This window comes from Rhizobium sp. SVR5-2C (genome assembly GCF_056755115.1).
This window is the reverse complement of record NZ_JBNDHT010000176.1, coordinates 1-11,583: the sequence shown is the minus strand read 5'-3', so window position 1 is coordinate 11,583 and position 11,583 is coordinate 1. Positions and strand designations below refer to the sequence as shown.

15 protein-coding genes and 3 pseudogenes are annotated in these 11,583 nt (G+C 58.7%); 5 read left to right on the top strand and 13 right to left on the bottom strand.

Annotated elements, in window-relative coordinates:
* Nucleotides 1-308 precede the first annotated feature (308 nt).
* The 4 genes from ACPYOI_RS31925 to ACPYOI_RS31910 all read right to left on the bottom strand — a co-directional run bounded on the left by ACPYOI_RS31925 (nucleotide 309) and on the right by ACPYOI_RS31910 (nucleotide 2,393).
* Nucleotides 309-608 (bottom strand): hypothetical protein, encoded by a 300-nt coding sequence (locus ACPYOI_RS31925; protein ID WP_481419289.1) that lies wholly within the window; start codon nucleotides 606-608, stop codon nucleotides 309-311.
* A gap of 396 nt (nucleotides 609-1,004) precedes the next feature.
* Nucleotides 1,005-1,526, bottom strand: a complete 522-nt coding sequence (locus ACPYOI_RS31920) for a DUF992 domain-containing protein (protein ID WP_481419290.1) — start codon at nucleotides 1,524-1,526, stop codon at nucleotides 1,005-1,007.
* Nucleotides 1,527-1,579: 53 nt separating this feature from the next.
* Nucleotides 1,580-1,786 (bottom strand): hypothetical protein, encoded by a 207-nt coding sequence (locus ACPYOI_RS31915; RefSeq protein WP_481419291.1) that lies wholly within the window; start codon nucleotides 1,784-1,786, stop codon nucleotides 1,580-1,582.
* A 421-nt stretch (nucleotides 1,787-2,207) separates the two neighbouring features.
* Nucleotides 2,208-2,393, bottom strand: coding sequence for a hypothetical protein (locus ACPYOI_RS31910; protein WP_481419292.1), 186 nt, complete (start codon nucleotides 2,391-2,393; stop codon nucleotides 2,208-2,210).
* A gap of 296 nt (nucleotides 2,394-2,689) precedes the next feature.
* On the opposite strand from ACPYOI_RS31910, the gene ACPYOI_RS31905 reads away from it, so the two are divergent.
* On the top strand, nucleotides 2,690-2,863 hold the full coding sequence (locus ACPYOI_RS31905; RefSeq protein ID WP_481419293.1) for a hypothetical protein: 174 nt from the start codon (nucleotides 2,690-2,692) through the stop codon (nucleotides 2,861-2,863).
* Between the two features lie 397 nt (nucleotides 2,864-3,260).
* On the opposite strand, the gene ACPYOI_RS31900 is transcribed toward ACPYOI_RS31905, so the two are convergent.
* Nucleotides 3,261-3,437 (bottom strand): hypothetical protein, encoded by a 177-nt coding sequence (locus ACPYOI_RS31900; protein ID WP_481419294.1) that lies wholly within the window; start codon nucleotides 3,435-3,437, stop codon nucleotides 3,261-3,263.
* Between the two features lie 536 nt (nucleotides 3,438-3,973).
* Entirely contained in the window at nucleotides 3,974-4,387 is a 414-nt protein-coding gene (locus ACPYOI_RS31895; RefSeq protein WP_481419295.1) for a cupin domain-containing protein, read from the bottom strand.
* Between the two features lie 195 nt (nucleotides 4,388-4,582).
* On the opposite strand from ACPYOI_RS31895, the pseudogene ACPYOI_RS31890 reads away from it, so the two are divergent.
* Nucleotides 4,583-4,775, top strand: a pseudogene (locus ACPYOI_RS31890) (NADP-dependent oxidoreductase); the annotation flags it as partial.
* A 438-nt stretch (nucleotides 4,776-5,213) separates the two neighbouring features.
* Here ACPYOI_RS31890 and ACPYOI_RS31885 read toward each other — a convergent pair.
* Both ACPYOI_RS31885 and ACPYOI_RS31880 read right to left on the bottom strand, forming a co-directional pair.
* Nucleotides 5,214-5,426 carry an isochorismatase family protein gene (locus tag ACPYOI_RS31885; protein WP_481423866.1) on the bottom strand — a complete coding sequence of 71 codons (213 nt, stop codon included), beginning with the start codon at nucleotides 5,424-5,426 and terminating at the stop codon, nucleotides 5,214-5,216.
* A 156-nt stretch (nucleotides 5,427-5,582) separates the two neighbouring features.
* The gene (locus tag ACPYOI_RS31880) at nucleotides 5,583-6,068 is read right to left on the bottom strand and encodes a Rid family hydrolase (protein WP_481423865.1); all 486 of its coding nucleotides are present in this window, start codon (nucleotides 6,066-6,068) and stop codon (nucleotides 5,583-5,585) included.
* A gap of 189 nt (nucleotides 6,069-6,257) precedes the next feature.
* Between ACPYOI_RS31880 and ACPYOI_RS31875 the strand changes: the two genes are divergently transcribed.
* A complete protein-coding gene (locus ACPYOI_RS31875) occupies nucleotides 6,258-6,548 on the top strand; it encodes an SDR family oxidoreductase (protein WP_481419297.1) in 291 nt (96 codons plus the stop codon).
* Between the two features lie 16 nt (nucleotides 6,549-6,564).
* Nucleotides 6,565-6,810: pseudogene (locus tag ACPYOI_RS31870) on the top strand (SDR family oxidoreductase); the annotation flags it as partial.
* Between the two features lie 492 nt (nucleotides 6,811-7,302).
* Here ACPYOI_RS31870 and ACPYOI_RS31865 read toward each other — a convergent pair.
* Together ACPYOI_RS31865 and ACPYOI_RS31860 are read right to left on the bottom strand one after the other, a co-directional pair.
* Nucleotides 7,303-7,476 (bottom strand): hypothetical protein, encoded by a 174-nt coding sequence (locus tag ACPYOI_RS31865; RefSeq protein WP_481419298.1) that lies wholly within the window; start codon nucleotides 7,474-7,476, stop codon nucleotides 7,303-7,305.
* A 46-nt stretch (nucleotides 7,477-7,522) separates the two neighbouring features.
* A complete protein-coding gene (locus tag ACPYOI_RS31860; RefSeq protein ID WP_481419299.1) occupies nucleotides 7,523-8,119 on the bottom strand; it encodes a cytochrome P460 family protein in 597 nt (198 codons plus the stop codon).
* Nucleotides 8,120-8,916: 797 nt separating this feature from the next.
* Here ACPYOI_RS31860 and ACPYOI_RS31855 point away from each other — a divergent pair.
* Nucleotides 8,917-9,189, top strand: coding sequence for a hypothetical protein (locus ACPYOI_RS31855; protein ID WP_481423864.1), 273 nt, complete (start codon nucleotides 8,917-8,919; stop codon nucleotides 9,187-9,189).
* A gap of 262 nt (nucleotides 9,190-9,451) precedes the next feature.
* Here ACPYOI_RS31855 and ACPYOI_RS31850 read toward each other — a convergent pair whose 3' ends face one another.
* The 3 genes and pseudogenes from ACPYOI_RS31850 to ACPYOI_RS31840 all read right to left on the bottom strand — a co-directional run.
* On the bottom strand, nucleotides 9,452-9,904 hold the full coding sequence (locus ACPYOI_RS31850; RefSeq protein WP_481419301.1) for a hypothetical protein: 453 nt from the start codon (nucleotides 9,902-9,904) through the stop codon (nucleotides 9,452-9,454).
* Nucleotides 9,905-9,965: 61 nt separating this feature from the next.
* The gene (locus ACPYOI_RS31845) at nucleotides 9,966-11,189 is read right to left on the bottom strand and encodes a DUF7482 domain-containing protein (protein WP_481419302.1); all 1,224 of its coding nucleotides are present in this window, start codon (nucleotides 11,187-11,189) and stop codon (nucleotides 9,966-9,968) included.
* 253 nt (nucleotides 11,190-11,442) lie between these two features.
* A pseudogene (locus ACPYOI_RS31840) lies at nucleotides 11,443-11,583 on the bottom strand (PRC-barrel domain containing protein); the annotation flags it as partial.

Genomic DNA, 11,583 nt, shown 5'->3' with positions numbered 1-11,583 from the left:
ATCGAGACTGTATTTTCTCAATATGATGCGCGAAAGGATCAAATTGAGGCATCGCAATCTCAGGCGCGCGTCTAGCCGCCAGCGTGCGCCATTCGGCGCCATTCCCCCGGCGTCATCCCCATTCTTTCCGCGGATGGTTCCCGCAAGAGCGGCCTCACCCGGATGGCACCGAGCCGGCGGAGCGGCTCGGTGCCTCAGGCATAGCACGCGGCCGCGCAGCGGCTTGCCCTGCCTACCGGCGGAAGATGCGATCTGACTACGGAGCCGGCCCGACGCGGTAACGTTCGGCAACCTGCCAGAACCAGTTTTCATCGAGATCCGTCCGGCGCTCCCCCGCCCAGCACCCCGGATGCCGCACGCTCGGACAAGGCGAAACAAATCTGCGTGTCGTCGTGACGACTATGATAGGCCATGCCGTCTGCGTTGACCGGGTGCGCGGCCGGTGCCTTCGACCCGTCAGGGGCGTTGAACCGGCCGAGGTCCGACCGATCGAAATAGATTGGCGCGTAGGCGGCCGTATAGAACCGATGCAGATCGGTGCCGGGCGGAATGATAAGCAACTCGGGTACGCGTGTGTGGAGATCTGCCGGCGGAAGCGGAGCGGTCACGCACCCTGCTCGCCATAGCGCCGGGCCGCCTCGATGACGAGGGGAATATCACCCGCCTTGAGAAGCTCGATCGGTTTGCGGCCGTCGAGCCTCACATGTCCGTGCGTCTCACGGTTGAAACCTATTCCGACCCGAGGGCCTTATCTCCCAATCGATCGTTGGAACCGCAGCTCATTTCGGCGAAGGGTCAACGTCGTTTCAAGCCTGTCGGCGGGCAGCACGGCAAAGTACCGCCCTGCAACCGCCGAGGTCGCAAGGCGCTAATGCCGCGTTCCTGTATCTTGGTGACATTTAAGCAAGAGATTTCATCAGGAGGCTTCGGATTGGATCTGTGGTGGAGATACTTTTCTGGAGGCACCCTCCCGCAGCGGCGGGAGGGTCTCGGCCAATGGCGTATCAGTTTGACGCGAGCGTCATGGAGGCGCCGCCGGCAGCGATATTGAGGCCGAGCTGGCCGGTGACGCTGAGGGCCTGGAGATGGATCGATCCCGTCGTACCGCCGATGAGGATGTTGGCGCCGACGCCGGCGCCAAGCGTCGCTTCGGCGGTGGCACCGTTATAGAGGCCGCTCAGCGAGCCGCGGTGATAGCCGGCCGTCGGCGCGAAGACGGCCCAGATCAGCCGGCTGCGCGTCGTGAAACCGAGATCGACGCCGAGCTTGCGAAGCTGGCCGGTATAGTGATCGATCGGCTCGCTGCCCATCGCCGAATGAAAGGCGCAATCGACTTCCTTGGCCGAACCCAGAACATAACCGGTGCCGCCGCCGATATCGCAGGTGAGATAGCCGATCTTGACGCCGTCGCGCACGTCCGGCTCGGGTGCCGGATAGGTCCGAACCAGATCGGCCGCACCCGCCATCGTCGCACCGGCAAGAGCCAGGGCGGCGCCGGCAACCATCATCGCAAAACTCTTCTTCATCATTTTCTCCTTTTAGAAACGCGACCCGTTGGGGCTGTGGGGTCCTTAGGGTGTCATTTTCCCGCGGGCCGTTGTCTGGAATCTCCACGCGGACGCGATGAGCCGTTGCCATCATCGCCGATGCTCTGCACCCTCGCGCTCAATGCGCGCTGTACTCCAAGCGAGACGTCAGCGCTGTCCGCCAGCACGACGACTTCCTCCAGCGGAAGACTCTCGACCGCGCCGGCGAAGGAGACGTCGAGTGTAACTGTGATCTGCATTCCGTACCTCCTGACCTCCGATCGTTCGACGGAACGAAGACCTGGGCCCATACACGAGGACAGGCGACTATGGCTCGAACATTGGGGTCTATGAGGGTCTAAAGGAAAATCACCTTTTGCCATCGAGTCGATAGCCGACCGTTATTAGAATGGTGTCAATAGGCGAGAGAGTGAGATGAGCGCGCGAAAATGACAGACAGTTGGTCTGCCTGGGGATGATCCTTCCGACGGCACTTCGGCAACGGGAGATCCATTTGCCATTGCAGGGGAGGGGGCTCGTATTTCGGCGTGGCGTCGGCTTAGATGCCGGGAATAGGACATGCCATCATATGACGTCCAAAGCACATGCTACTCCCGGCCGACCGGGGCAGACAGGGGTAACTCCAGATTTGACGACGCAAACGGGGTCTAGCATCGCAACTCAGATGTGAGCCGGGCGACCGCGTCTGTTCGGCACGCGGTCGCGCCGAGTTTCTTTGCGTCGTGCAAGAACACGAGCAGCGCTTTCCAGAAACTGGGCGAAAGCATTCCGAGATATCCCGTCGGCATTGAGCATCACGTGAATCATTGGATCGTCGAGAATCTCAGAGATTGTCAGGTCAGACATAAAAGCTCTCCTTAGGCTCATAATGATTAAGTGAGCTATAGGCATCTTATGTGGCCGCGTGAAATGCCGGAAGGTTATGGTGTGAATGCCTAAATCTTATCGCACCGGTAAAGTGATCATAAAAAGCTGTCGGGACCTTGGAGGTCGGGCCATGACATTGAGTTCCGGCTATTATTTTACAACTGCTTTAACTCAGACGGCGAGGCCGAGCGCACAAACCAAGGCGAGAGCAACGACAGCTTTGAACAACGAGCCGGGCCGGGGTTCATCCGCTACGAGACGGTGTCAGGCCAGAAGTGACCGTCTCGAAGGAGGTCAATTCGGATCTCTACGAAAAGGTGAAGGCCGATCGCGAAACCTGGACCGTGATCAACCAGAGCAAGCAGAACGGCTACCACCTGGCTGGCCCGAATGATATCGGCCGCTTGCTGCGGGTGAAACCCTGTCCGGGAAATTCTCGCGTCTGCTAATCTATCGTGTTGAAGGCTTCGACGCAGGCGGCACTCCAATTGGTCCGTTCGACCAGAGTATAGAGGGATGCCCGGGATCGCTCGCCATCGCCGCAACCGATAATGAAGCTTGCAGGCTGCTCCTTGGCAAAGACTATCATCGACGATGAAAAGGAATGGCAGAAAACTCGGGGCTCGCTGGCCCCTATCTGCTTTTGAAAGTCGGCCCAACCGCTGAGTATCAAATCGACGCCAGTCACATGCAGGAAATCGATGGACTCATCTTGGCGAATGGGGCTCAGACGCGGCGAACGCGGAACTCGATTCCTGGCAGGACGTCGCCGTACCACGAGTGATCTCTGCCTTGACCGCAGCGTTCGCGGAAATCTCGACCATGACCTTCCGGTTCCTCGAGTGCCTAACAGCCACCAGTGGCCATGACGGCAGGACAATCCACGACATGCGCCCGCCAGCGGACGAGCGACTTCTCGTCCCGCCAATTCGAAAGCGAAAGGATCCAGCCATCGCGGGTCAGGCTCTTGTAGCAGATGTTGTCTACGAAGACCTCGACCTTCTCTCGCTCGGGGCGAAGCATCTGGCGTTGTCGAAGTAGTCATCCGAGTTCTCTTTATTGGGGAGGATCTCGAAAATCACTGAAAACATGGCGGTATCTCGCTTCTACAATGCAGCGACGTGGTCGATCTCGATGTCGATGTGCCCAGGCCAGGCGCGCTGCCTTCGCGGCGGAAGATCGTTGTCGTGGGCCGGACGAGCACGGTACCGTTCAAGCATCGGATTCCGCGCAGTGAATAGGAAACAACGTTGGAGTCGATAGCCGCGCGTTAGGATGGTAGTAGGCACGCGAACACCTCTTCGCGGTCGCCGATAGTTCTGGTCGGGTGAGTCCTCGCCGATGGAGGCGCCTCACTCCCACCGCAACGTGCCAAGCGTCTTTCAGCTATTGGCGCACCTCAACATTACCGCAGCGACGCGCTCGTTGGTTCGAAGCTGAGGCTGTTAGGCGTAACCGGCCGGCGCGTGGAATCAATCATCTGGCGCGGTCGTGAGCGTCCGGCGGCCAGACCCGTGCGGGCGCGCGGTCAGGAACGCCGCGCGCCGCGGTCCTCGGCCCTAGGGGAGCGTCAGGCCGAAAGCGGCCGGATCGGGCTGCTCGCCTTTCCGGGGCACCAAGAAGCGCTCCAGCCCACCCGGCACAAAGGTGACCAGCAGGGTCGCCTGGTCGCCGACCACCTCGATCGTATGCGGCACACCACGGGGAAGCGCCGCGTAGGCGCCCGGCCCCACCTCGACGCGGGCATCGCCGACCCGCGCGATTAGCTGCCCCTCAACCACGTAGACTAGCTCGTCCTCGCGGGAGTGGGTGTGCATCGGAGGCTCCTCCCCAGCTCGCACCGTCCACAGGACAGCGCCATATTCGCCTCCGGACTCGCTGCTCTCCACTTTCATCTCGATGATCGAGCCGCCGCTCGAGGTCACCATCTCTCCGCCGTGGGGCGGCGTTAGAATCGGCTTCTGGACTGGCATTTGTAGCCTCCTTGATTGTGAACCCTTGTTCGAGTGTCGCGTGGCGGCGAAAGGTTGCCGCTCACGCCCATCAGCATGGGATTCTGCGCGGCGAGTGGGAAATGACGTCCCGCCATGAAATCGATAGCCGCTGGTTATGATGGCCGTGGGACAATGCGCAACACTTCCACTGTGACCGGCCAGACAACGACGCACGTCGAAGACGTCGGTGGCGCCGATCTGGTGTTCGACGTCGTCAGCGGCGACATCCAGAAGCGGTCCGCGGGCCTTGTTCGAGCCGGAGGAACACTGGTGACCATCGCCGGGCCGACCGAGGCACGGCCTGGCGATCGACTTTGTTCTCGTGTCCGATCGTGCCCAACTGACTGAGATCGTGCAGCGGATGCGGGGCTCATAAATTGCTCCCCGGTTCACGCTTCTCGGGCTTGCAGTATGTTGCGCCAGCTTGTTTCGGTAGAGCAAGGACTGCCGACATCCGTCTTAGGCATCGGGCTGTGACGCCCGGCGATTGTTCAATTCTGACTTCTGTCAAAGAGCTCTTTGATCCGCAGCGAATGATGATGCTCTCGAAAATCAACGTGAGTTCTTTGCCGGACGCGTGACGCCGAGTAAAACACACGGCGAGCCTCGCGAAGAGCAGTGGCACTTTTCTTGTCGCGCTCACCCGGAAGATCGCTCGCATTGCCGATACCGCGCTGATTTGCGGTTTCGGGGACCAGCCCGGGCACGTGGCGCGGGAACAACTCAGATGGATAATCGGCGCGTTTGTTACGCGGGCTTGATCATATCCCGTGCATAGGCCAGGCCGATCCGCCGCCGTGAGCCTCTATGATCGCTCGCGCTCGTCATGGGTCTTATGCCGGGTCCAGTTGCGCCGGAGTTCCAGAAGGACCTGGATCCAGGACGTCGGCTTCGCCCCCGCCGCTTTCATTCGTCGCAGTGCCAGATCGTGACTGACCGGGTCGAGCCCGCCGCAAGCGTCGCCGACGATGTGTACCTCATACCCCGCCGCGTCAGCGGCGAGCACCGGAAAAGTCACGCACGCTTCCGTCAACAGCCCCGAAAAGATCAGCTTCCGCCGTCAGGTCGCCACGATCGCGCTGCCCGCCGCGTCATCCTCCCACATGTTCATGTTGCGGCGGTCGATCGCGACCATTTCGTCATGATTTCGTTAGCTCCAGACATCGGGGGTTTATCACCGCGGTTTCGCTTCCGCTCCCAACAGCACAGCCTTGAAGGTGATTTCGATGAGCTGTTCAGGAAAGGCCAATCTCGTCACCCCGATCAAGTTGCTGGCGCACTGCGGTCGTTCCGTGCCGTAGGCCTCCTTGCGCACTTTCCCCGCGGCGGCGAATGCGGCGTCGACATCGAGGACATAGAGCGTCTCCTCAACGACGTTGTCCAGCGTTGCCCCGAAGCGCGCCAAAAGCCTGCCTGCATTGGCGTAGGTCGCGCGCATCTGCTGTTCCAGCATCGAGAACTCGGCCGGCTTGCCGGATTCATCGAGAGAAGCAGGCGCGATCAGGTTCCCCTTCTGGTCGTGGCTGAGCTGGCCGGAGACATGAATCGTGTCACCAACCTTGATTGCCTGTGCGTATCCGTAGGCATCTTCCCACGGCACACCGAAATACGCGGCCTCCTTACCATTCACTGCGACCGCGTTTACGTCATTGCTTTGCATATCGAGCCTCCTGACTTCTTAATCTGGCATCGCGTCTCGGTGGCGACCCTGAAAGTTTCGGTACGTCGATGCTTTGGAGAATAAGCTTGCAACTCCGGCCAAGGAAATCACCTCTCGCCATGGAGTCGATAGACGATCGTTATCGCCGCTCACCGCGCGGCTTGATGCTGTCGCAGCCGGCACGACTCCGTGCAGGTCCAGGCCTACGCTGCTCGTGCGCGTGTGCTGTGGGGCGAGATTGACGGCTTCGTCAACAATGCTGGCATCAAGACCGGTGTCCGTCCGATCATCGAGTTTCCCGAAGAGGACTTTGACCGGTTGATGGCGATCAACGTCCGAGGCGTCTTCCTTGGGATGAAATATGTTCTTCCGATCATCCGGAACGGCGGTTCGGTCGTAAATATGTCCAGTTCACTCAGCGTCGTAGCGGTGCGGGCATCGTTGCCTATGTCGGCTACAAGCACGCCATCATCGGCATGATGAGACCGCTGCTCTCGAGGTCGGCGGACGTGGTATCCGGCTCAACGCTGCCGCCCCTGGGCCTACTGCTGGCACTATGACTTTTAAGCTTGCCGAGCAGGCCTTCACGGGCGACGACAAGACGTTCGCGAAGACTGTTCCCCTCGGCCGCCATGGAACGTCTGACGATGTAGCTGGTCTCGTGGCTTTCTTGCTCTCGGATGACTCCCGCTATGCGACCGGCACGGTGCATGCCATCGACGGTGGCTTTACGACTGCGTAAATTCATCCATTGCCCATAGCCCCTGGCATGAAGTGTCAAACGGGCTTTCCAACCGGCAAGGTCGCTCGCTGCGCGGCGTGATACCGTCGCGGCCTGCGCGACTTGCCTTTTTCATGAATGGCACTGAAGACCGTCGCGGGGTTATTCCCCGCCGCTATGGAAACTATATGCACTCACTATTAGAAAATTTCGTCGCGCGCTGCGATCAATCCCAACGCCGATCTGCTTGCCTTCATCCGAAGCTGATCGCGCCTGGCGCATGGAGGGCGACTGGAGCGGCAGCGGGTCGAGGAAGCGCGAGATCCCCTGGCGACTTCTTCGGCCGAGCGTTCTCACGCTCCAGACCCTTCGTCCGCCGGCCTGATCAACCTTTAAGCCTCCATAATCCTTGCGCGACCGAGAAAGCCCACAAATATCGGTTCAGGATTGGATAGCCGCAGCTATAGATCCAGTCTGATTGTTGCGCGGGCAGGTGACAGGACTGACAGTCCGTTACCGATAGGCGGTTCGATAGTCGAAAGGCACGCGCAGATTTCCTTTATCGTCGACAACGGTCGCGGCCGAACCCTCGTACTGTGAGCGCTTGTCCATTTGCGCGTAAGCGGAGACCGCGCCGATCACGGCCAATCCAGTCAAGGCGACGCGCAATGTATTGACGATTCTCATGCCGTTGCTCCTCATTTCAGCGAACCGGTAGTGTTCGTTGACCATTTCAGTCGTCCAGCAGCGGATAGAATTGGGTCCAGACGTCGTCTTTCTTGGCGCTCGCCATGTGGCAGAAGGCGCACTCGGATTTGGGCTGCAGTTTGGCTGTCGCTGCCTTCGGCTCATGGTGGTTGAAGTTGTAGTAACCCCAGCCTCCGGTTTCAGCATAGCGCTTGCTATCCTTGACCGTCACGTCGGCGCCGTTCAGCTTTCCGGGGAAGAAGCCTCGCCCAGAAGGCTCAGTGCGCGATCCGTCCGGGTTTTCCGCCGGGAGCGTCAGTTGCAGTTCCTTGAAGAACATCGTTCCCTCCGGAAACTCACCTGTCTTCTTGTAGATCGCGTATGCGCCTGGTTCGATGTAGACGTTGTGAAACTCAGGAGAATTAGCCTTCCCGTCGTTGAGCGCGTTGGGCGTGAGCGGTGAACCGACGAACACCCACTCATTGAAATTCTTCGGCAGGATCAGATCGCCGGATTCGATGTATTCGGGGAGCTGGCGCTTGATCGTCGAGGCACCGCCGTCATTGGACGCGGATTGTGCGAATGCGGCTGTTACAGCAACCGCGCCGAAAACCGCTCCGGCCATCAATAGGGTAGTACGCATGCCTTTTTCCCCCAGTGACTGATATCCGTCCCAGGTCACCCTCGGCCTTGCTCGATGAGGTCTGCGACAGTGGTACCCATTGATCGCAGCCGGGGACGAAATTTTCCAATAGCCGGTTCGTATCGTTTCTATAGCAGCGGGGAATATTGCCCCAACGGTCGTCTCTGCAATTCGTAAAGGTAGGCAAGAAATGCGGGCCGCGATGGCATTACGCCCGCAACGAGGGGTAATAACGATCGACTATCGACTATGGCGAGAGGTGATTTCCTAACCATTTCTTGCGCTCATCGAGCGTTATGCGCGGTCGTTAATCCTGTGGGGGGCGCAGCAGCGTATGGTGCGTCGCAGGAGACCGCGGGGCCGAAGCAAATCTACGGCCGAGCTAGGGAGGAGCTGAGATCACACATATGGAAACACAAATGCGCGGCACCGGCGTACATCCCGACGGTAATTGAACCTATCCTTGCGGCGAATTGGACAGCTTCGGATCAGGTCTCCATGCTCCTAGGCAAGAAGCGGTGCCGCTGGCTAGCAATCCGACGGCACCCGGCACAACGTCGCGAACCACGAATGGAGGATTCATGGAGACGGGGATTATGGGCCTGCCTGCGCCACCGCTAGAGTGTGTTCGGTGGATCGATGAAAATGGCGACGAGCGTAGCCCTTTGACCTTGATCGAGCTGGGGCAGGGTTTCAGGATATTGTACTTCTTTCAGCATTGGTGTGCGGTCTGTCATAGACATGGCTTCCCCACATTCGTGACACTTGCTGAGGAACTTTGCGACAAGGGAGTTGGCTTGGCTGCCATCCAGACTGTGTTCGAGGGTTCGGAAGTCAACACCCTCGATCGTCTGCGGGAAAATCAACTGCGATATGGACTACGTGTTCCCTTCGGGCACGCTGTCGCTGACTCGGCCTCCATAGAGGCCGTGCCCGCAATCATAAAAACATATCGCTCCGGCGGAGTTCCCTGGTTCGTCGTGATCGCGCCCGATGGCCGCGTCGTGTACGACGGGTTTCTGCTCGCGGCGGATGGCCTCATCCAGGCGCTCCGTCCGCTCGCCAGCTGACTGAAAGCGTGCAGACTTCCGGCAGATGAAACGACACGTCGCAAGTGAGAACCGCCCTGGCTGACAAGATCGAAATGGTGCCAGGGCAATTACCGGTGCACTTTGACGTTAGCTTGCTTGAAACGGTCAAACAACGTTCAGCGCCGCCGCGCCAGGAAGCGAATGGCCCCGAGCCGATCTGATGTGGTGCCTTTCGAACCGAAACAGCCGAAAATCCAATATCCGCACGGCATCGGGCCCATTCCTCACGGTGGCTAAGTCGCTAGCTTTTTAGCTTCTTGGCAAAACCGGTAAGAGGCACATCCGTCTGCATCTGCATGACTGCGGCGTTTGTAATCACAACATGCGCCAAACGTCCACGCGTGAACGCCGCAAGAAAACGTTGATACGTCTTCGTGTGACCCGCGATGATGATAGTGCACTGTGCGCCATCGTCAGCGAATTTGCATTCTTGAGTGGTCAGAAGGCGGGAAAGCAACGGGCTGGTACTTTTATCAATAGATATAGACAGTTTTGCACCCGGGTTTCCAACCCGGCGGGTGCTGATCCGAAGCGCGGATTTTCCTGGATTATCTGCGTTTTCGAACGAAAACAAAACGTGCCGATCGCGCGCGCTGCCGGCCATCACCTCGACCAGCTGTTTTGCCTCGGTAGCATGAGGCAACGTGCTCGACAGAGTTACGGCAAGCGCGATGGGGAGAAGGAGTTTTAGCATTGTTGGGCTTCCTTTGGGCTTAAGCCGCCAAGGCGATTGCCTTGGCGGCATGTCGATGACCTCAGTTCACCCGATAGACGACCGGGCAGTTGACAACAAAGCCAACTGGCTTCGGTTTGCCTCCGGCGATGCTTTCAATGATCCCTCTTTCACCGGCATCTTCGATTGCAATCGCATCCGTCATCTTGGTGCGATAACCCTTTTCGATGGCATCGGCCGTCCACTTTACGGGGAAGACCCGCCACATCGGACTGTAGTCGAGATTGATAGTCGGGATTCCGCCGAGAACGTTCAGAGGACCATGACTTCCCTTGTCGGAGAGGGCGCTGTCGAGGCCCTGGCGGAAGGGATTGTCAATTCCGGTCGGCCCGTTGACGAACGCATAAAGACGCTCGGCAGCCTCGCCTTGAGACGCATCCTCCAAGGCAAATGGAAGATCCTTCAGCGCGGGCGTATAAGTTGCCCCCTCCAAGGCTGCCAGGCCCTCATCGTTAGCTTCGGTTGAAAGATAGAAGATCGGCTTGCCGAACGTATAGCCAAGCGTCAGCTTGAGAGTCACCGTTCCGTCGCGTGGGCAAATTTTGACGACCTTGTCTTCCACCTTGCCGTAATTGACATTGCCATCACACATTTTGTCGAGCTCGTCGGCCGAGACGTCGAAGGCGACCATCGGCATGTTGAAGACGACGCCCGGTGCGTTATCAAGGGCAACGAGAGGTGAATAGTCGGCATCGCCCACAGAGCCAGGCTTTGCAGATTTCGGTGGGAAGAAATCTGGCGCATCTCCGGGCATCACGACGTGTTCCGGAGAGAAATTGACCTTGCCAGCTTGAAAGACGATCGATCCGTCCTTTTCAACATGCCCCCTCCGCGTCGCTTTGCCGGTCATGCCGTAGGCAAGCTTTGGGGAAAACGGAACTCCGTGCAACTTCGCAAGATTTTCATCTGTGACGTCGGTAAGAATTGACCAGACTGTTTCACCGGATGCGAGCTTGCCCTTGCGAAGGGGCAGCGTTGCTGTACCCGTTTCAAGATCGACCACGGCCGACTTCATCAGCAGAACGGGGCCGAGAAACGCGGAGTCGACTTCCGATGGCGATGGCTGTGCTGTGATCGCGTATTGATCGGGATAGATCGACTTGGGAGCAGGGCGAATTTCGGAGAGGGGAGATCCCTCCGACCCGCGATTGATAACTTCGGCCGACACGACGCTTGGGAGGATGCAAAGGCCGGCGAGAAAGAGTACGGAGGCAGGAATGGCGCTAATATGCAAATGATCTTTCATGGTATTTCTCCGTTAGAGAGATCGTCGCTATGGCAGGGGGTTGCCAGTAACGACGAGACACTGCCTCGGAAGAAGATTTATTGAAAATGCCGTCTAACCATAGTTTCGATAGCTGCGGGCTATGAAAGCAGCGGGAGCTTATTAGTCGCGGAGGACTGAAGTATCTGACGGTGTGCTCAAGACTCGGCGGAATCTTACGAGGGCTACTCCGACGAACACAGATCGAGCATTCTTAGGCCGGGCTGGACGCAACTCAAGCACGATGCTCGGCCGTTTCCTTGAGCTGATCCTTGGTCCATGTCGTAACTGCGTGGACATCTCCGTCCTCGTCACGCATGAAATCGGGATCCGTCAGGGGGACCGCGCCTGGCGTCGTTCCAATCCCGAGAAACCG